We start from the raw sequence: 21,153 nt of genomic DNA, 5'->3' as shown, positions 1-21,153 counted from the left end.
TTTGAATTAAATATTATTTATTACACCGTTCTTGAAAATTGCAATATTTACAATTTTCAATTGTTTTAGTTTGTTGAAAAGGAATATTAGGATTAAACAATTCATGAATTTTTTTAAAGAGTAAATTTTTGAATTCAATTCTAAATTTATTGAAATTGTTTATAGGTGTGTTTTCATAAGTTAAAATTGGAGAATATTTTTCTTTAGTAATTTGTTGGATATATAATAGAGAAGGTATTATAGGTTTCTCTTTCTCTTTTTGAGAAAAGAGCATAGAATAGACAAAAATTTGAAAAATGTCTTTATTTTTGCTACAAAAAAGTTCGGATAATTTTTTGAGAGAATTTTTTTTGTAGCCAGTTTTATAATCTATGATGATATATTTTCCGTCTTTTTTTTGTAATCGATCAATAATTCCATTGATATTAACGCAAATATTTTCTCTTTTAAGTGAGAAAATTCCATTTATGGGATATTCTAATTCAAGAATTGAGAAGGGTATATGTTTTTGATCAAATCGTATTAAACGATCTAACATTTTACAGAGGATATGTAAATTCATTAACTGTTCTCCACTATAATCTTTTTCTTTAACATATCTTTTAAAAAAAATTTTTTGGAAAGCTTCTAACGCAATATTTCGTATGCGTCTTGGAAATTGAATATAAGAGTTAAGAATTTTGAAATCAATTTGTTTTATACCAATCTCTTTGTAAAGAAGTTTAGCAGCTTGATGAAATATAGAGCCAAAAACAGAATTGTCAATTTCAGAAGTTAGCTCTTCTTTATTTTTTAATTCCTGAATATATTCTAAGTAAAAACGATATGAACAAGAAAAAAAACAAGCTAAAGCTGTTGTCGATAAAGCTTTAGCTTGTAAATTAGTATTTAAGTCATATTTATTTTTAATTTTTTCCAACAAAAAACTGTCTTTATCTATTGTGACATGTTGAAAATGCATAGGAATAATACTTGCTTGTAAAGCAAATCGTTCAATGTAATTTTTTAATCGAATATCTACTAATAATTGTAGAAGAAACCGACTTAATTCAGCTTTACCTGTTTGTGTTTTGTTTGTAGTATACATAAGTGTGATATTTTTTGCTCGGGTAATTAGCCGATAGAAATGGTAAGCGTATATAGAATCGTTATGTTCAATAGTATTCATTCCAAAATACTTTCTCAAAAATTGAGGAATAAAAGTGTTTTCGTTTTTACCTCCAGGAATATGTCCTTCGTTAACATTAAAAATTAATAAATTATTGAAGTCCAATGTACGAGTTTCTAGCATACTCATTATTTGTAGTCCTTGTACAGGTTCTCCATTAAAGGAAATTTTTATTTTAGAGAAGTATTTTTTAAACAAACGAAAAAAGGTTGTTTTGTTAATATTAAAATTTTCAGTAGATAGTATTTCATATAAACGATTTATAACTAAATGAGAGTGAAAAATGGAGTCTTGATATAATCCAGCGTATATATTTACATTTTCATTTTTATGAAGTTGTTCTATTTTTTTTATAATATTTAAAAGATATTCTATTAAACTTAATGTGTCTGGGGCATAGGTAAAAAGAATTTCATCTTGTAGTTCAATTAATGTAGGGGAAAGAATATTTTTTTTTATTAATCTTTTTTCTACTTCAGGAGCCTTTGGGAAAATAAGAATTGTATAAGGATGCCTTAATACAGGAAGCACATATTTATATCCAAATGATTGATCTGAAGAACGATACCCTTTAGTTTGCATTTCAATGAGTATTTGTAGAAATCCACTAATAGCTGTTTGTACAATTGGAAAGCCCATTGTAATATTGATATTTTTTATTTTATCAAATGGGATAGTGTGTATTATTGTCGGTAAAATTGCTTCGTTACACAATACAATTGCCGAGTCAGGTTTTGTAAAGGAAGATTCTCTCTTTAAAGAGTCTATCCACTGTGGAATAACTGCCGATTGACCACTTTCAGAAAAAGAACTCAGAAAAGTAATTTTTTTATCTGAGTGTAAAAAAACATCAAATTGCTGAGGAGGTAAAAATGAGCTAAATTTATAAATATTTTTTTTTATAAATTGTCCCGCTTCAGTTTCTAGATAGTATTTATCATAATCCCAATAAAAGGAAGATTTCTCTTTTAATTGTTCAAATAATTGTTCTTCACATTTATTTAATGCATTAAATCCCACAAAGGCATAGTGTTTTTCTTTGAAAAGATTTTTTATATTTTCTATTACTTGCTTCATTAACATTCCGGAATAAGCAATATTTTTTTTTATTAACCTTTTTTTGAAAGAAATATATACTTCACCTAATACATTCCAGATATTGAGAAAATTATTTTGTAATAATGTATTCCCCTGGAAAGTAAATTTGAAATGGCGAATTATAGTTTGAATTTGGGTTTCAGACAAATGAGGAAAGTTATCTCGTAATGCATTTAAATCTTGCAAGTTTTTAAATAAAACCTTTGCATTTACGTTATTTTTATCTATTTCATCAAAATCATTTAGAAGCATTTCTCCGAAAAAAAAAAAATCGTCTAAAGTTTCTGTAAAAGGCTTTTTAAAATGATTATTGTGTATTTGGTTATATGTTTTGTAAAGTTCAAAAATTAATGAAATGTTATCACTAATTTGAAGAGATGAAGATTCCTCGAACAAACTTTCTATAGTTTTGTATTGAGGAGACCATAAAGAAGTCTTAACGTGCTGATAAAGGTAACTATTAAGAAATAATTTTGCCCGCATACCTGGAAAAACCACAACAATATCTGAAAGATTTGTTCCAAAACGAGAAATAAGATTTTTTGCAACCAGATTAAGAAAAGAAATAGGAAAACACTTATTCATTTTTTATACGTGAAAGAAAAATAAAAAAACTTAAATCCTATATTATATTGATAAAAATTCCCCATCAAAATAATAACTTTATATAAAAGTAATCGTTTTTTTAAAAAAAATATTTCACCAAATCCTGTAGATTTTTTAAACTTTTCAAAAGATTTTTTTATAGATATTTATAAAATTGATTGATTTTTAATAGAATTTTGCAAATTTGCATTGTTTAAATGCTTATTGTAGCAAGTCGAAGATTAAAAGATTAGATAAAAAAAGATATGTACAAAGTTGTATAGTTACTTTTTAAATGTAATTATAATGGGACTAAAATTAGAAGAGCTTCCTGTGATTGCAAGAAAATTTGTTTCTTGTATGAAGGATAGCAAAGTATTTGCTTTTATTGGCGGGATTGGAGTTGGGAAAACAACATTCATAAAAGAAATTTGTGATGTATTAGGTGTAAAAGATATGGTAAATAGTCCTACTTTTTCAATTATAAATAAATATTATTCAGAATTTTTAGAAAATTATATTTATCATTTTGATTTCTATCGGATAGAAAATATAAAAGAGGTAATTAATATTGGTATAGAAGATTATTTTGAAAATGAAGAATTGTGTTTTATGGAATGGGCAGACAAAATAGAAAGTATCTTACCTAAAAAGACAATATTTGTGAATATAGAAGAACAATTAGATGGATTAAGAGATATCAATTGGAAATAGCAATTAAATAGTAATTTGAAATTATTTGTTATTTTTTGTAATGTTATAAGTTTTTTAATGAAAAAAATAATATTGTCACTTTTTTTGTTCTTTTCTTTTTTTTGCTTACAAGCAAGGGAAATGGACAAAGATCAGGCTATTACGTATGATTTAAGTAATAATAAAATATATACTATTGCAGAAATAAAAATTAGAGGAGTGGAAAGTTACAATTACGAAGATTCTATATTAACAAATATATCAGGGCTTTCAATAGGAGATAAAGTAAATGTACCTGGAGATAAAGTCACGTCTGCACTTAAATCACTTTTGAGACAAGGTTTATTTTCATGGGGAAAAATTTTAGCAACCAAGCAAACAGCAGATAGCATATGGCTTGAAATTGTTTTACAACCTAATCCGATTATATCCAGTGTTAATTTTATGGGAATTAAAAAAAATGAAGAAGAAGAGTTGAAAACTAATATAGGTATAAATAGTGGTTCTCAATTAACATTGAGCTTAATTAATTGTGTTGAAAAACGAATAAAAGATTATTTTTTTGAAAAAGGGTTCAGCAACACCGAAGTGAGGATAGAACAAAAAAATAATATTGTTGATAAGAGGAAAGTAATATTAGACATTACAGTGAACAAAAATCAAAAAACTAAAATTAGATGTATCCATATTATTGGGAATAATGTATTGTCAGATTACGATCTAAAAACAGTAATGCAAAGTACTAATGAAGAATTTTCTTTAAGAAAAAGACCGAAATTAAGTTTACTAAAAATTTTTAATTCTAAAAAATTTATTAAAAAGAGGTATAATGAAGATATTGAAAATATAATTCTTAAGTATAATGAAAAAGGATATAAAGATGCTTGTATTGTTAACGACAGTATAGCTTTTATCAATGATAGTCAAGTAGATATTTATTTGACAATAAACGAAGGTCGTAGATACTATATTCGTAATATTAATTGGATTGGAAATACATTGTATTCTTCTGAAAAATTGAATAGTATATTAGATATGAAGTTAGGCGATATCTATAATCAGAAAAAAATCAATGAGAGACTTTTGATGAATGAATATGCTGTGTCTAATTTGTATTATAATAAAGGTTATATTTTTTCTTCCATAAGTCCAATAGAAGTATGTATTGAGAATGATTCTATAGATTTGGAAATTTCTGTTTCAGAAGGTATTCAGGCATCTATTAATCATATTTTTATTAATGGAAATGATAGGATTTATGAAGATATTATCCGTAGAGAATTGCTAACAAAACCAGGACAGTTATTTAGTAAAGAGGTACTAGCTCGTTCGTCACATGAGATAGTTCAAATGGGTTATTTTGATTCAGAAAAAATTGATATTCAACCTATTATTGACTCTGAAACTGGTATGGTAAATATTAATTATAATTTAACACCTAAAGCAAATGATCAACTTGAATTTTCAGCAGGATGGGGAGGAAAAGATAATGGAATTGTTGGGTGTTTGAATTTGAAATTTTCAAATTTTTCTATAAAAAATTTGATTAGTCCTAAAAAATATAAAGGAATTGTTCCACAAGGAGAAGGCCAAACATTAACTTTAAATGCTCAAACCAATGGAAATTATCATTCATTTGGTATTTCGTTTTTAGAACCATGGTTTGGTGGTAAACGTCCAAATAATTTATCTTTGAATGCTAACTATAGGACAGAAACGAAAAAAAATACATTAGATACGTTGTTAAACATATTTGGTTTTTCTACAGGTTATAGTAAAAAATTGAATTGGCTCAGTGATTATTTTATTTTAATGTCTGAACTTTCTTATCAACATTATCAGTTGGAAAACTGGCAAGATTTTCCTATTCATAATGGTATAGCACATAGTATAGCTTTAGGATTAGAATTAAGCCGTAACTCTACGAATAACCAGGTATATCCGAGTTATGGTTCTATCTCTTCTTTATCTATTAATACAACTCCACCTTATTCATTATTTCCTTCCTGGAAGGATAAAGAGTGGAAGTGGATAGAATACCATAAATGGAAATTCAAAAGTAAAATATTTGTTCCACTAGTCGATAGGAAAAAATCAAAATATACACCAGTTTTGATGAGTCGTATTGAATACGGTTTTAATTATCCTTTAGGAGATAATCTTTTTGGAAATTTTTGTATGGGAGGTGAAGGAATTGCAGGTTATTCTACAATATGTGCTAATGAAACAGTTGGGTTGAGAGGCTATAAACCTAACACAGATACACCTAAAAATATTTATACAAGATTAGCTCTAGAGTTACGTTATCCATTTGTACTTGAACAAACGACTACTATTTATGGATTAGCATTTATAGAAGCAGGTAATACATGGACGGCTATTAGCCCTTTTACTTCATTTTATTTGAAGCGATCGGCAGGAATGGGCATTCGTATCTTTTTTCCAATAATTGGTTTAGTAGGGGGTGATTTGGCTTATGGTTTTGATGAACCATTTGGTAATTCTGAAATTAAAATTTCAGGATTACAATTTCATTTTATTTTAGGTCAAGAATTTTAAAAAATAGGTCATAACTTCGTAGTTATTTTTTTAAAGTTTATGAATGGAATTAATAATTCCAGTTAAAAATGTTAAAAAATATTGTGTCATTTGCTTTTTTATTGGCTATTACAGGAGTATTTGCACAGCAAAAAATTGCTTACGTTAACTCTTCCGAAATAATTAAAATTATGCCTGAATATATTCAAATGCAAGATTCTATAAAGAAAATCCAAACGGCAATACAAAATGAAATGACTATTTTAGAAGAGGAGTACAAGAAAAAATGCGAATTGTTTCAAAATGAAGTGGATAATCTTGTAGAAAGTGTTAAAATGAGAAGAATGCAAGAAATTAAAGATATTGAAGAGAGATCAGAAATTTTTCGTGAACAATCTCAAAAACATTTACAACAAATGATGGAACAATTATTTTATCCTATTCGGAGGAAAGTGCAAGAGGCTATAAAAATGATAGGTGAAGAACATCAGTGCACTTACATATTTGAGGGAGAAGTATTTTTGTATATTAATCCTACTGCTTTTAATGTTACTTCTCTTGTAAAACAAAAGCTAAAATTAAAATAAACTTATAATTTGTTAATTCCGAAATTATTTAGATGAAAGGATTTATTGGAATATTTGATTCAGGATATGGAGGGTTTACTATTTTTGAAAAAATGCGTCATTGTTTGCCTGAATATGATTTTTTGTATTTAGGTGATAATGCGCGTACTCCTTACGGTACGCGTTCATGTGGAATTGTTTATGAATTTACATTACAATCTGTAAGAAAGCTTTTTGAAATAGGTTGTTATTTGGTCGTTTTAGCTTGTAATACAGCATCAGCAAAAGCATTACGAACTATTCAACAAAAAGATATACCTAATATCGCCCCTCAAAAAAAGGTGTTGGGAATAATTCGTCCTACAGTGGAGGCTGTAGGTACACTAACTAAGACACGTCATGTTGGTGTATTAGGAACACAAGGAACGATTCTTTCTAATTCTTATTCTAAAGAAATACGGAAATTATTTCCAGATATTGTTGTAACTGAAGAAACTTGCCCTATGTGGGTTTCTTTGGTTGAAAATGGCGAATACGATAAACCCGGTGCAGATTATTTTATCAAACAGCATATAGATTCCATTTTAAACAAAGACCCACTAATTGATATACTTATTTTAGGTTGTACTCATTATCCCTTCTTAGAAACTAAAATTAGACAGTGTTTGCCAAAATCAATCTCTATTCTGTCACAAGGAGAATATGTTGCTAAAAGTTTAGTTGATTACTTATATCGACATCCAGAAATTGATATGCATTGTTCTAAAAATGGTGTGGAATATTTTTATACTACTGAATCGGAAAAGAAATTTGCAAGTATGGCTGATATTTTCTTAAAAGGAAAAAAGATTGATGTTCACCGAATTGGTTTAAAATAAAAGAATACTAAAATACTTGGTATCAGTTATTAAAGAAACTAATAGCTAAAAGAAAAGTTCATTGAATTACAAATAAAAAAAAGTTATTTTTGTATCTGATTATATGGTGGTCGTAGCTCAGTTGGTTAGAGTGTCAGATTGTGGTTCTGATGGTCGTGGGTTCGAATCCCATCTTCCACCCAGTTGGTTTTTGTATTATTTTGATTTTAATGGATGTTGGTTCTTCATAACAACATCCAAATCTAGGATTACTTTTTACTAAAAGTCTCATTATTCCGAAATGCTGTAGGGAATTTTTCTCGCTATACATACAGTCAAAATATTTCTAACAAAAATAATGTTGCTAAGAAAAATATAAATATTCAGAATTTTCAAATACAAGAACAGATTGTTTTCGTATACTCTCATACAATGTTTCCCTTCATTTTCTGTGATTGTTCCTTTTTTCTATATATATCTTTGAGATATGAATTAAGATGATTAAAATGCCTTTATGCCAATTGTGACTAATTAACATAAATACAAGTATCAATATAAATAAATTTACTGGGAGACAAATTTATTATTTTCCGATATAATTTATTAAATGTGTATGATTATTATCAATTACGAGGTAAACATAAATAATATTTCTTGATTCTTTTAGCTAATAATTGAATATTTAGCATATCAGATACTTTTGATATGTTTCGTGTAGTACCATCTTTATACAAAATATCTATACTATCGTCAGTTTCGTCATACATATCAGTAGATATTTCATCGTGAGCCATAAGATAAACTGCCTCTTGAAATGAAATATGATAAGTGTCTGCAATTTGTTTTTGCTTGTTCTCAATGTATGAGATGTTAAAAGGAGTAGATTTTATTTTTATTTGAAATAATTTGTGATGTAATAAATTATTGCTTAATAATGAGAGAATTTTATCATCGTGTTGAGACCATACTTTCATTGCAGAAAGAATATCATTATCATCTAAATTGATAAAATGTTCTATTGCTTGCGATTCATTTTGAAAAATAGATTTATCAACAGATTGGTAAAGAAAATAATGTAAAGCAGGAGAAGCAAATAACTCTACTCCCTGTTTTGCTAATTGTTGTGCTCTATTTAGAAGATTTATCAACATTTTCTCTGCTGCAATCACTGTTTTATGCAAATAAACTTGCCAAAACATCAATCGTCTTGCCATAAGGAAATTTTCTATAGAATAAATTCCTTTGGCATCTATAACCAAACGATCATCTTTTATGTTTAACATCTTGATAATACGAGCTGAACCAATATTGCCTTCAGTAACACCTGAGAAAAAACTATCTCTTCGCAAATAATCTAACCGATCTACGTCTAATTGTCCACTAATTAATTGGTGGAGAAATTTCTTAGGATATTCATTTTTAAAAAGTGAAATAGCTAAATCTAGCCTATTCCCAATTTTTTTCTTAATTTTTTCTATCAGTAATAAAGAAATTTCTTCGTGACAAATATTTTTTACTAATATATTTTCCAAAGCATGGGAAAAAGGAGTATGCCCTAAATCATGCATCAAAATACAAGCTAAAGCGGCTTGTTTTTCTTTAAAAGTAATTAAATGTCCTTTAGAACGTAGTTGAATAATAGCTTCGTTCATCAAATACATTGCTCCGAGTGAATGATTCATTCGAGAGTGTTGAGCTCCTGGATAAACTAGATAAGTTAATCCAAGTTGTCTAATACGCATCAAACGTTGAAAATAAGGATGCTGAATAATATTATAAATAAATTTATCATTGATATTAATGAATCCAAAAACAGGATCATTAATTATTTTTTTAGGATGATAGATTTTCATGAATTCAAGGTATATATTTCATCAAATATTCTGCCATTTCTGATTGTAATTTTTTTGCTTCTTGAATGGTTGCTTTTGCAAACTTTTTAGAAGAGTCAGCATAAATAATTTTTCTAGATGAGTTTATTATTAAACCACAATGACTGTTCATTCCGTATTTTGCCACATTTTTTAAATTTCCTCCTTGTTTCCCTATACCAGGTACTAATAAAAAATGATTAGGAATAATTTTTCGGATATTACTTAATGTTTCAGTTTGCGTTGCACCTATTACATACATTATTTGTTCATCTGTTGCCCATGTTTTTGATTTTTGTAATACTTTCTCAAAAAGGTATTTACCTGTTGAGTCAACAGATAGTTGAAAATCATGTGAACCCTCATTTGATGTTAATACTAATAAAATTACCCATCTATTGGAATAAGTAAGAAAAGGTTTGATACTATCTTCTCCCATATAAGGATTTACTGTTACTGCATCATAATCTGCATAGTCGAATACAGAACGGGCATACATCTCTGATGTAGTACTTATATCTCCTCGCTTTGCATCAGCAATTATAAAATGTTCAGGATAACTTTTTCGAGTGTATTCTATTGTTTTTATTAAGCTAATTAACCCGTTAATACCTGATGCTTCATAAAAAGCTAAATTTGGTTTATAAGCTATACAGTACTGCTGAGTGGCATCAATAATGATTTTGTTGAAAGAAAAAATAGGATCTTCTTCTTTTAGTAAATGGGGAGGAATTTTCCTTATATCAGTATCTAATCCTATACAAAGAAAAGATTGTTTTTTTACAATATTATTAAATAATTGTTGCTTGGTCATAAAATGATTTTTTTCTTTTATTAAAGTTCGTTTTCTTTTAATTTTTCATAATTTTCTGCTATAATTAATTGATCTATAAATTCTTGAATATTCCCATTTAAAAATGATAGCAGATTGTATGTCGTATAATTTATACGATGGTCAGTTATTCGTCCCTGTGGATAATTGTAAGTTCGAATTTTTACTGATCTGTCACCGGTAGAAACCATTGTTTTTCTTTTTAAAGCAGTTTCATTTATTCTTTTTTGGTATTCCATATTATAAATGCGAGAACGAAGCTCTGTCATAGCTTTTTCTTTATTTTTAAGTTGTGATCTTTCGTCTTGACATTGGACAAAGATACCTGTTGGGATATGCGTTAAACGAATGGCAGAATAGGTAGTATTTACTGATTGCCCCCCAGGACCAGAAGAACAAAATGTATCAGTACGGATATCCGAATCTTTAATTTTTATATCAACATCTTCGATTTCAGGGAATACGGCTATTGTAGCTGCAGAAGTATGTACTCTACCCTGTGTTTCAGTGATAGGGATACGTTGTACACGATGTACACCAGATTCATATTTTAATATACCGTACACATTTTCCCCACTCACAGTAAAAATAATTTCTTTGAAGCCACCGATAATTCCTTCACTAATACTTGTTACTACCAATCCCCATCCTTTGGATTCACAATATTTAGAATACATCTTATAAAGATCACCAACAAAAAGAGCGGCTTCATCACCACCTATTCCACAACGAATTTCTACAATAGCATTTTTCTCATCTTGAGGATCGGTAGGAATTAAAAGTAATTTTATTTTTTCCTCCAACTGAGGAAGGAGTAAAGCAGATTCCTCTAATTCTTCTTTAGCTATTTCACGCAGTATTGTATCCGATTCTTTTTTTAAAATAGTTTGAGCATCTGCTATACTAGTCAATATTTGTTTATAACGATTTCGGATAAATAAAATTTTCTCAAGTTCACGATATTCTTTACTAAGCTTAACAAAACGTTCCATATTGGTAATAGTATCTGGATTGCTAATTAGCTTACCAATTTCTTCATACCGCATCACTAAAGTATCTAATTTTTCTAATAAAGAAACCATTTTTACATTTTAAGGAGTTTATTATCCCTTTTATCTATTTGTTGTCCCTTTGCTTATACTTGCTGATTTTTTCTTTGATATTTTGATATTCGGAATCTAATTATTTCCACATCTTAACCAAAAATTCTTCATAAAGCAGGAAAAACCTTTCTTCATTTCTTTTTATTTTTTTTAAAACTTTCATTTCAAATTTATACATTTTATTATCAACATATTTACACTTTTTTCCCGTTATATAATAAAATCATATGCCTTGATTAACGTAACTAATGATACAATATGATACAATATGATACAATATAATTCAATATAGGGAAAGGAAGATAAAAGCATTAATACAAATTGGGATGCTCAGAATATTTCATCAGTGTACTTTTTTCAAAGTATTCCTGTTAATAACATTATGCTTTATGAGTAAAATTTAACCATAAGTTATTGTATTTTTACTTTTTAACAGTAAAAAAGGATTTTTTCAAAAAATATTAATTTATTAATTATGATTAATAAATTAATAATAAAAATAGAAGTACGTTATGATTTTGAAGAATTAAATTTTTACGGAAAAATTTTAGTAGCAAATTTTTTCAAATTTTCTGCAAATATTTCCCATGAAAGAGATTTTTTCACTTTTTTAATATGAATAACAAATTTTTCTATTCCAACAGTGAAAATTTTTTCTATTCCAACAGCGAAGTCTCTCGCTTGAGGTTGACAAATTATTCCCGTATTAGATTTTTCTATTATTTCTTTTAAATTTCCTACACTAGTTGCTACAATAGGTATTTCGAAATGGTAAGCAATAGAAATAACCCCACTTTGAGTTGCAGATTTATAAGGCAATACCAAAATATCAGTAGCGGAAAATAATAAAGAAACTTCTTTATCGTCTATGTATCTATTTAAAACTAAAATTCTATCTCGTGTATAAAAAGTATTGATTTTTCGTTGATATTTTTCGAATGAACTATAAGATTCTCCAGCAATTACCAATTGGTAAGACTCGTCTAATAAATAAAATGCATTTATTAATAGGTCTAATCCTTTATAATTACGGATTAATCCAAAAAAAAGCAAAGTTTTCTTATTCGGTAGAAGATTTAATATTTTCTTAGCAGTATTCTGTTCTATTTTTTCTCCAAAATGATTATAAATAGGATGAGGAGATAAGCAGTAAAGAGCATCAGGTTTTAATGCTAATAAATTATTTTTTACAATTTCACTCATTACTATAAACCCATCACTTTGATTAAATACCCAACGAGTGAGACATTTATCAAAAAAAAAGGGTTCGTGAGAGATTACATTATGAAGTAGAAAAATAATTTTTGCCCTGTTTTTAAAATATTTGGAAATATATCCGTAGGGAAGAGCAAGGATTGATATCCAATAAACAATTACTAATATATCTGGTTGAAATTTTTCAATACTTTGACATATTTCACAATAAGAAAATGGATTAATGATATCCAATAATTTTTTAGAAGGGACAAAGATAGCTTTATCTTTTGTTTCCACATACTGTGTCCGGCCAGGGAAAAATAGTTTTGGATATAAACGAGAAAAAGAAAAAGCTTTTACTCGATGTTCTTTTTCTAATGCTCTATAAAGTAAGGCACCAAATTGGGCAATGCCTCCTCTATATGGATAAAATGGAGAAAGGATAGTAATTTTCATAAAAACTAAAATGAATTATAGTAGATATAAGTAAGATTATAAGAGAGAAACTTAAAATTTTCCTTTTTACTTATTAGTAAATTATAACTTTACAAATTTACTTAAAAAGTAATTTAATAATCTCTGATAATCTACAATCAGAAAAATGTAGTTTTTAATATGTTTTTACAGAAACTAAAAATAACATGATATAAATAATTATTTGATAATTAGGATATAAAAACAATTGTTTTACAAATTTTGTTACTGAATGTAAAACAAAATTTCAGTTTTAGAAAAAAATATTAAAATTTAATGAGTAAAAGTTGTAGGAATAATTATTATTTCGTTTTCATACGATAAAAAAAATAATTGCTAAAAAAGTGTGTACCAAAACCAATTTATTTCAAATATCAGTGATACATATGAACACAGATTTCTATTTTCATTATGAATCAATTCTTTAAATCTACATTGCTCAAAAGTTGAAAAAACTTTTGAGCAATGTTCAAAAGAAAAAATGAACCGAAAACAAATATGTATACGAACAAAGTATTTTTTTTAAAAAAAAACTTTCAAAACAGAATAAATATTGATTTCAGAACTAAAGAAACCACAGAAGCAATCATTAAATTCTTTTTTTTTTGAGGGGAGGGGGGGGGAAAATTTAATGCGTTGCAAAATATCAAATATTTTTTTCTAGAACAGACAATACAGTTATTCTTTATCCTAAGATAGACAGGATATGTGTCAATATAGTTAATAAGATTTTGAATAAACGTTCTGAATCGGAAACAAAAAAACTAGTTTTTTTCTAAAATTATATTAATTCGTGTCAATATTTCTTTGTAAAGCTTTTGGTCAAACTGTAGTGGATCTATTTTTTTTATATTACTTTTTAATTTGTAAAAATAAGCGGTATGAAAATGTCCAGTTTTGTAACTGTAAACTTTATTACAAAGTCGAACAGTCTCAAATAAATGCCCTGTTCTTAAGATTGTTTTTATTGAACGTTTATTTTCCGTATCACACATTATTTCAATACGATAAAAACCAATACTAAAAAGATAGTATTCTAATACTAGTATAGCTTCTGATATGTAACCGTACCCGGCATGATTTTTATCTAAAAGAAACCCAATCTCTGCAATTTCATTATGACAATCGATAACAGTTTTAATTTCTCCGATAAAACTATTATTCTTCAAATATATGGCATAACGTAGCTCTTTTACTTCTTGCCAAATATTAACTGAATTCTGAATGTAATGTTTAACATTGGTTTCACTATTCCACTTGTAAATGGTTTCCCTCCAAAAGCCAACATATTCTAAATCTTTATCATAAAACTTTAACAACTCCTCTATAGTTGTTTTGTTGTTAACATATTTTAATAGGGATAATCTGTTACTTTCAATTCTTTCTCGAGGTTTTATGTTGTTCATAGGCCTATTCTACTGTTACACTTTTTGCCAAATTTTTAGGTTTATCTATATTGCAATTTTTCAATTTAGCTATTTGAAAAGCTAACAATTGTAAAGTCAAAATAATACTGAATGGTTGAGCCATCATTGGTAATTTTTTAACAACAATTTTATTATTAAAATCTAGTACGTCTTTATTTGTAATAACCAACACAGTTGCCCCTCTCGCACTAACCTCTTTCATATTGCTAATCGTTTTCTCTCGGATATTATCATCTGTTACAATAGCAATCACAGGAGTGTTTTTTTCGATTAGCGCAATTGTACCATGTTTAATTTCACCAGCAGCGTATGCTTCACAATGAATATATGATATTTCTTTAATTTTTAAAGCTCCTTCCATGGCTATAGCATAATCAACACCTCTACCTAAAAAATATATATGTTCTGCTTTATAAAGTTGATAAGCAGATTTAATAATATCTTCCATTTTACTACTAATAATATAAAATAATTCATTTGTTAGTCCCTCAAATAAAGTTTTATCATTATTGATAAGAAGAGCTATATTCAATAATTGAGCCATGTAAGCTTTTGTTGTGGCAACTGACACTTCTTTACCAGCTTTCGTATAAATAATATTATCGGCTTCTCTTGCAATACTACTATCAATAACATTAACAATAGCTAAAGTTGGTATTCCTGATACTTTTGCTATTCTAGTAGCAGCGAGTGAATCAGCTGTTTCTCCACTTTGAGAAATAATAATTATTAAACTATTGTCTTGTACAATCAACTTTTTGTAACGATACTCACTGGCTATTTCAACATTGGTAAAAATATTGAGTTGTTGTTCAATCCAATATTTAACTAATAATCCAACATTGTAAGAACTTCCACATGCAACGATATCAATACGACTATATCGTTTTAAATCAAAATATTCTCTTGTAAAACTATGTAATGTTTCATAGATTATATCTGGTTCTTCATAAATTTCCTTAAGCATATAGTAATCAAAATTACCTTTATCTTTAAACTCACTAGTATTAATTATTGGTTTGATCATACGACTTACCTGTCTTTTATGATGAAAAATTGTTACGATTGGATCTATTTCGGCAATATCATCATCTTCTAATAAAATATAAGAGTCAGTATAAGAAGCTAAAATAGAAGCATCTGAAGCAAGAAATCCTTCGTTATTATTATAACTAACAACAAGTGTACTATTTCTTTTCATGGCATAGAGTTTTTTGTTCCCTTTAACCATGACACCAAAAGCAAATGAACCAACAAGCATATTATTTGTCAGATAGAGTGCTTCAATAATGTCTTTTGTATCATTATAAATACTATCTGTAAGAGCACATGCCACTTCTGTATCAGTCGTTGAATTAAATTGATAACCTTTGTTTTGTAGATAACTTTTAATCTCTAAATAATTTTCAATAACACCATTGTGCGCTAAAGTAATAGCACCAATATTGTGTGGATGACAATTATCAATATTTACTTCTCCATGTGTTGCCCATCGTGTATGACCAAGCCCAAGATTAGATCTAATATGTTTATTTACTTTACTAATAAGATTATCAACACCACCAACACTTTTGTTTATTTTTAATTCACTATTAAATAAATAAGAAATACCCGCCGAATCGTATCCTCTATATTCCAATTTAATTAATCCGTCTAAAATAACTTTTATAGCATTTCCATTAGCACCACAATATCCAATAATACCACACATAGATATTTTTATTACTCCCCATCAGTAATCATTTTAGCATTTTAGCATTTTAGCATTTTAGTACTATCAGGAGAAGAGTTAATAGATTTTATTTCAATATTTTAAGTATGTACACTATACACATTTTGATTTTTTAGTATCTCAAAGTTAAGCGAATAAATATTAAGATTTAAAGTTGTCTTTTATCTTAATTTTCAAACGTTATCTTAAATTGTGAATTGTATAATCATAATAAAATAAAATTTCTGATACCAAAAAAGTTTATGAAAAAAAACTTCGATCCTTCACTTATTTTTAGTGAAATATTATTTTTATCTACAAAAAATAGCTTTACTAGAAATTTCTCTTTTTTCAATAAAACCAACTTATTAAAGTTACGTATTAGTTTTTTATAATTTAGTATTCGTTGAATAATCTTTGAACAAAGATTATTCATAATAGCTCTTAACAAGAACAAACTCTCTACCAATGTTTTATGGTTTTTCTACAATTCTAAATCAGATATCTACTCTAACTTAGAGTGGTGGTTTTTATAAAAATTAACCTCTTCCTATAAATAATCTCTCCCATAAAATTTAAGAAGAAATTTTTTCTTACAAAATTTAAGAATATACGTAACTATCCTTAAATTTTGTTATGTAAAATATGAGTTACATTAAATTGTGTTACTTGTCAATTTTAAAAGAATAATTGCAGGGTAGGATTTTCTACTAACCTGTGAAAATTTTATCATTTCACTACCATTGTAAGCTGTAATACTTGCAGATATCACAAATTTCTAGCATATCTATTCTAAATTTTGAAAATAATGTCTTATTACCTTTCTTGAACACAATTTTATTCAGTATGGATATAGAACTTATTAGAGTATTGGTTAATATTCTAGTAAATTTTTAGACCAAATTCCTAAAATTTGTGCAACAATTTTAATTACTTTCTTTCTGAAAGTAAAATTTACTTTTTAGTAAGATATTTTAAGAGGTTTATTTTTTATAGCCGTGATACTCGCTGACAACCGATGTCACAGCAAACCTTGAAAAATTTATGGACACTTACTATCACTATCCTTTGTTCACAAAAACATGAGTTATAAAAAAGTTTTTCAAAAAATTGGTATGCTAGATGTATATTGGCTATATGAGATTTAGGAATTATAAGAATATACCAATATATAAATTTTTGAAATAAAATACTCGTTATGTTATAAAACATTATCCAATACTATATACTGTAATAAATGACCGATATTAGAATCGGACGTTTATATAGAAAGGTGAAAAATTAAAGTGTTATTTAGATAAATTTTACTTTTTAAGGAAGACATATAATTTTTTGCTCAAGTCATATTGTTAAGTCTAATATTTTATAGTTCATAATTCATTGAAATTTAATGAATTTCTGTATACTTAGACAAAAATCACACTTAAATTTTCTTTATAGTTACTTTTTAAAAAAATATGAATATTTATTAAATAAATTGTGTATAAGCGTTAGCTATAATATATTTTTGCTATTTTTTTTGAATTATTCTTCCTTAAATAAAACTAAAAGAACTCTGTATTGAATATTATTATCAGAACAATTACTGAGATCCTAAAATATTCATTCGTTAAATATATATACAAGGCTCAGTATAAATAAGTTTAATTCTTCATTAGGAAAAATATAATTTATGATTATTAGATGAGAATCATAAATTATTCCAAAAAAGTAGAGTATCTTTTATAAAAAAAATTAATTGTATTTGCTTAAAGAGATGAATATTCATTATATCTAGTTAATTGTATGAATTATTTGATTGTATCTCACATTCAAGAGTCTTGGAACAATTTATTTTACTATAAATGTATCTTCTATGCATTAAAACTTTTAGAAACTTGATAATAATATCAATACAAAGTATTTTAATTTGAAATTATTGATAGATAGAAAACGTTTAGAGTTAATTTGTAATAATGAAAACATTAATGTTTGGATGGGAATTTCCTCCTCATATTTTCGGAGGGCTTGGTACAGCAAGTTATGGATTAACTAAAGGGATGGCTCTTCAGTCTGATATGGAAATAACTTTTGTTATGCCAAAACCTTTGGGTGATGAAGATAAAAGTTTTTTAAGATTGATAGGAGCTTGTAATACTCCTATTGTATGGAAAAATGTGCATTGGAACTATGTCCAAAATAGGATTGGTAACTACATAGATACTCAGTTATATTATGATTTGAGAAATCATATTTATGCCGATTTTAATTATTGCTATACTAATGATTTAGGTTGTATTGAATTTTCTGGAAAATATCCTGACAATTTATTGGAAGAAATAAATAATTATTCTATTATCGCTGGAGTGATAGCTCGCACAATAGATTTTGATATTATTCATTCACACGATTGGCTTACTTACCCTGCTGGTATTCACGCTAAATATATTACAGGTAAACCACTTGTTGTCCATGTACACGCAACCGACTTTGATAGAAGTCATAATAAGGTTAATCCTGCAGTTTATGGTATCGAAAAAGATGGAATGGATAATGCTGATCACATTATTACTGTAAGTAATTTGACTCGTAATACAGTAATAGAAAAATACTACCAAAATCCTAATAAAGTGACCACTATTCATAATGCCGTGGAGCCAATAAGCTCTAAAGTAGCAGAGATAAAATCTCAAAAAAAAACAGAAGACAAAGTTGTTACTTTTTTAGGACGTATTACTATGCAGAAAGGGCCAGAATATTTTGTAGAAGCAGCAGCAAAAATACTAAGAAAAAAATCAAATATTCGTTTTATCATGGCAGGTTATGGTGATATGATTAATCAAATGATTAGTTTAGTTGCTCAGCTAAGCATCTCTGATAGATTTCATTTTACTGGCTTTATAAAAGGAATAGAAGTGTCCAAAATATTGAAATCCAGTGATGTATATGTTATGCCTTCTATTTCAGAACCTTTTGGTATCTCTCCTTTAGAAGCTATGCAATGTGGTGTACCAAGTATTATTTCCAAACAATCAGGTTGTTCCGAAATTTTAGAAAAAACTATTAAAATTAATTATTGGGATATAGAAGCTATAGCAGATGCTATGTACTCTATTCTTACTTATCCTAGCATAGCAAAATATTTGCAAGTGGAAGGTAAAAATGAAGTAGAAAGAATAACATGGGAAAAAGTAGGGAATAGAATTCGCAGTGTATATAATAGTTTAGTTTAAACTAAATTATTATATACAACTTTGGATAAAATCCAAGATAATTTTTAGTATCGTCTATTAACATAACAATAAAATCTATCAAGATTTTATTGTTATGTTAATAGAAATATCTCGTGGATTTAAACCTCTAGTACGTAAAAAATTGTTTTCCTAATTAATAGTCCTAATGAATTTTTATTAATTTTCATCCTTCGTTTCTACATTGTTTGTTTGGGACAAGTCTTATTAGGTTTTTATTATTTTTACTCACTATTCTTGTACTCTCTTCAATTTTTTAATATCCTTGAAAAAATCATACTAAATTTTTAGTTGTATTTAGAAAAAATGACATCTTTTAACACATTCTTCATTTGTTAGCACAATCAATATCTTATGTTTCTATCTTAGAATTTTAAAATATAACTAAATTCAAGGTAAAGCAAAGAAAACTTTGAATATTATTCAATTACATTTAGCATTACTTGATATATAAGGTGAAGGGAATATTTTTATCAATTTTGTTTTCTATAAATATTTTGTGGTTTTTCAAAAAAAGCTATGTACTATCAGTGATCTCCTATTATTTTTTCTTAATCTAGTAGAAAACAAAAAAATGATTATGAATTTCTATATTTTACCTTTATAAAGGTCACTGCATTATTACCGTTATTTAACTTCCATATAAATCCAATAAGTTTTGTCGATAATTCACTGTTAGATTTCACAATCTAGTTTCAATATTAAATTATTTAGATTTGGATACACATTATTGCATGAATAATCCATAGCTTATTCAAAATTATCAGCTATATGTTGATAATATCCATGCAACTCACAGTTGCACATGTATTTTAATTTTACTCTTGCTGAATTCCTATAAAAAACAACTTTTTAAAAAATTCTATCTCTACAATCAATATGTCTTGCTCTAACAGAAATAGCAGAATTAAGAAATAGAATTTTAATTGTTGAAAAAAACGTTTTATCAATTTGCTTAGAAAAGTATTTCTGTTTTTAGTAATTATTTACTTTTGATAATTTTTTCAAACTTTTTACTAAAAATGTATAATTTGTTAGTTTTTTAGTTTTTTTTAAAAAAAAATGTTCTCTAAAGATAGCAAATTCAATTTTAGTAAAATTTTGTATACATAATACGATGTAAGCAATAAATTTTAGAAATTTCGTTTAATGACATACTGAGATTCAAATTACAGTCAGTAATTACCATTAAGGTGATTTTTTACATTAAGAAGTTTTTTTTGTTTAATAAATAAGACAAAACATAGAAGAAATAGGATTATCCGCATAACTTCTAAATTCTAATTTACATACACAATAAAGCATTTGAACAAAAATTTTAACTCAAATAGTAATTGTAGTAATTATAGTAAACCACGTTTGTCAGCAATTATTATATTCTGAAATATTTAACATAAATGTCTTTTTCTTCTTAATTTCAGTTTTACTTTGCTAGAATGAGATATATTCAGAAATTCATTGATGTCCTAGCTAGTCATAATAATATACCGTTTTCTAAAAGTAGAAGTAGTTAGGGAGACTTGATACTTCCTTGTGCGGCTGAAGGGACTCGAACCCCCATGCCTTTCGACACCAGATCCTAAATCTGGCGCGGCTACCAATTACGCCACAGCCGCTTAATTGCCACAAAAATACAACTTTTCTTTTAAAAAAAAGTTGCATTTTTCTGTGTTATATAAAAATCTCCTATCTTTGTTAAGATTTCGTTCGTCTATGAAAAATGGAATCTAAATAATTTTAGTAGTAAAACAACAAAACGTTTATAATATTCGTAGGTGGAAGAGTACTGTTAATAGCCTGGAT

At 27.2% G+C, this 21,153-nt stretch carries 12 protein-coding genes and 2 tRNA genes; 6 read left to right on the top strand and 8 right to left on the bottom strand.

Features of this window, described 5'->3' with window-relative positions; translation table 11 throughout:
* Positions 1 to 13: 13 nt before the first annotated feature.
* Positions 14 to 2,851 (bottom strand): PD-(D/E)XK nuclease family protein, encoded by a 2,838-nt coding sequence (locus ACZ5QM_RS03670; protein WP_464182724.1) that lies wholly within the window; start codon positions 2,849 to 2,851, stop codon positions 14 to 16.
* A 306-nt stretch (positions 2,852 to 3,157) separates the two neighbouring features.
* Here ACZ5QM_RS03670 and tsaE point away from each other — a divergent pair, with 306 nt between their 5' ends.
* The 5 genes from tsaE (at position 3,158) to ACZ5QM_RS03645 (ending at position 7,707) form a co-directional block, all read left to right on the top strand.
* Positions 3,158 to 3,565 (top strand): tRNA (adenosine(37)-N6)-threonylcarbamoyltransferase complex ATPase subunit type 1 TsaE, encoded by a 408-nt coding sequence (tsaE, locus tag ACZ5QM_RS03665; protein WP_464182722.1) that lies wholly within the window; start codon positions 3,158 to 3,160, stop codon positions 3,563 to 3,565.
* 57 nt (positions 3,566 to 3,622) lie between these two features.
* Positions 3,623 to 6,103: a BamA/OMP85 family outer membrane protein gene (locus ACZ5QM_RS03660; RefSeq protein ID WP_464182721.1), complete on the top strand. Its 2,481-nt coding sequence runs from the start codon at positions 3,623 to 3,625 to the stop codon at positions 6,101 to 6,103.
* A 68-nt stretch (positions 6,104 to 6,171) separates the two neighbouring features.
* A complete protein-coding gene (locus ACZ5QM_RS03655) occupies positions 6,172 to 6,669 on the top strand; it encodes an OmpH/Skp family outer membrane protein (RefSeq protein WP_464182720.1) in 498 nt (165 codons plus the stop codon).
* A 32-nt stretch (positions 6,670 to 6,701) separates the two neighbouring features.
* On the top strand, positions 6,702 to 7,526 hold the full coding sequence (gene murI / locus ACZ5QM_RS03650; protein ID WP_464182719.1) for a glutamate racemase: 825 nt from the start codon (positions 6,702 to 6,704) through the stop codon (positions 7,524 to 7,526).
* 105 nt (positions 7,527 to 7,631) lie between these two features.
* Positions 7,632 to 7,707 (top strand) — tRNA-His (locus ACZ5QM_RS03645).
* Positions 7,708 to 8,128: 421 nt separating this feature from the next.
* Here the strand turns inward: ACZ5QM_RS03645 and ACZ5QM_RS03640 are convergent.
* The 6 genes from ACZ5QM_RS03640 to glmS all read right to left on the bottom strand — a co-directional run bounded on the left by ACZ5QM_RS03640 (position 8,129) and on the right by glmS (position 16,120).
* Entirely contained in the window at positions 8,129 to 9,358 is a 1,230-nt protein-coding gene (locus tag ACZ5QM_RS03640) for an HD domain-containing protein (protein ID WP_464182718.1), read from the bottom strand.
* Positions 9,359 to 9,362: 4 nt separating this feature from the next.
* The gene (gene pyrF, locus ACZ5QM_RS03635) at positions 9,363 to 10,190 is read right to left on the bottom strand and encodes an orotidine-5'-phosphate decarboxylase (protein ID WP_464182717.1); all 828 of its coding nucleotides are present in this window, start codon (positions 10,188 to 10,190) and stop codon (positions 9,363 to 9,365) included.
* Positions 10,191 to 10,210: 20 nt separating this feature from the next.
* Complete coding sequence (prfA, locus tag ACZ5QM_RS03630; RefSeq protein ID WP_464182715.1) at positions 10,211 to 11,290, bottom strand: peptide chain release factor 1; 1,080 nt, start codon at positions 11,288 to 11,290, stop codon at positions 10,211 to 10,213.
* A 555-nt stretch (positions 11,291 to 11,845) separates the two neighbouring features.
* A complete protein-coding gene (locus ACZ5QM_RS03625; protein WP_464182714.1) occupies positions 11,846 to 12,964 on the bottom strand; it encodes a glycosyltransferase in 1,119 nt (372 codons plus the stop codon).
* Positions 12,965 to 13,746: 782 nt separating this feature from the next.
* A complete protein-coding gene (locus tag ACZ5QM_RS03620) occupies positions 13,747 to 14,388 on the bottom strand; it encodes a GNAT family N-acetyltransferase (RefSeq protein ID WP_464182713.1) in 642 nt (213 codons plus the stop codon).
* Positions 14,389 to 14,392: 4 nt separating this feature from the next.
* On the bottom strand, positions 14,393 to 16,120 hold the full coding sequence (glmS, locus tag ACZ5QM_RS03615) for a glutamine--fructose-6-phosphate transaminase (isomerizing) (protein WP_464182711.1): 1,728 nt from the start codon (positions 16,118 to 16,120) through the stop codon (positions 14,393 to 14,395).
* Positions 16,121 to 18,075: 1,955 nt separating this feature from the next.
* On the opposite strand from glmS, the gene ACZ5QM_RS03610 reads away from it, so the two are divergent.
* Positions 18,076 to 19,332, top strand: coding sequence for a glycosyltransferase (locus ACZ5QM_RS03610; RefSeq protein ID WP_464182710.1), 1,257 nt, complete (start codon positions 18,076 to 18,078; stop codon positions 19,330 to 19,332).
* Positions 19,333 to 20,884: 1,552 nt separating this feature from the next.
* On the opposite strand, the gene ACZ5QM_RS03605 is transcribed toward ACZ5QM_RS03610, so the two are convergent.
* Positions 20,885 to 20,966: transfer RNA gene (locus tag ACZ5QM_RS03605), tRNA-Leu, on the bottom strand.
* Between the last annotated feature and the right edge of the window lie 187 nt (positions 20,967 to 21,153).

This window comes from Azobacteroides sp. (SeqCode), assembly GCF_055395615.1.
The sequence above is the reverse complement of the archived record's forward strand: the minus strand, read 5'-3'. Positions and strand labels throughout refer to the sequence as shown.

What these genes read in the sequence shown, in the direction of transcription:
- ACZ5QM_RS03670 (WP_464182724.1), bottom strand. Translation starts at nt 2,851, where the DNA reads ATGAATAAGTGTTTTCCTATTTCTTTTCTTAATCTGGTTGCAAAAAAT.
- tsaE (WP_464182722.1), top strand. Translation starts at nt 3,158, where the DNA reads ATGGGACTAAAATTAGAAGAGCTTCCTGTGATTGCAAGAAAATTTGTT.
- ACZ5QM_RS03660 (WP_464182721.1), top strand. Translation starts at nt 3,623, where the DNA reads ATGAAAAAAATAATATTGTCACTTTTTTTGTTCTTTTCTTTTTTTTGC.
- ACZ5QM_RS03655 (WP_464182720.1), top strand. Translation starts at nt 6,172, where the DNA reads ATGTTAAAAAATATTGTGTCATTTGCTTTTTTATTGGCTATTACAGGA.
- murI (WP_464182719.1), top strand. Translation starts at nt 6,702, where the DNA reads ATGAAAGGATTTATTGGAATATTTGATTCAGGATATGGAGGGTTTACT.
- ACZ5QM_RS03640 (WP_464182718.1), bottom strand. Translation starts at nt 9,358, where the DNA reads ATGAAAATCTATCATCCTAAAAAAATAATTAATGATCCTGTTTTTGGA.
- pyrF (WP_464182717.1), bottom strand. Translation starts at nt 10,190, where the DNA reads ATGACCAAGCAACAATTATTTAATAATATTGTAAAAAAACAATCTTTT.
- prfA (WP_464182715.1), bottom strand. Translation starts at nt 11,290, where the DNA reads ATGGTTTCTTTATTAGAAAAATTAGATACTTTAGTGATGCGGTATGAA.
- ACZ5QM_RS03625 (WP_464182714.1), bottom strand. Translation starts at nt 12,964, where the DNA reads ATGAAAATTACTATCCTTTCTCCATTTTATCCATATAGAGGAGGCATT.
- ACZ5QM_RS03620 (WP_464182713.1), bottom strand. Translation starts at nt 14,388, where the DNA reads ATGAACAACATAAAACCTCGAGAAAGAATTGAAAGTAACAGATTATCC.
- glmS (WP_464182711.1), bottom strand. Translation starts at nt 16,120, where the DNA reads ATGTGTGGTATTATTGGATATTGTGGTGCTAATGGAAATGCTATAAAA.
- ACZ5QM_RS03610 (WP_464182710.1), top strand. Translation starts at nt 18,076, where the DNA reads ATGAAAACATTAATGTTTGGATGGGAATTTCCTCCTCATATTTTCGGA.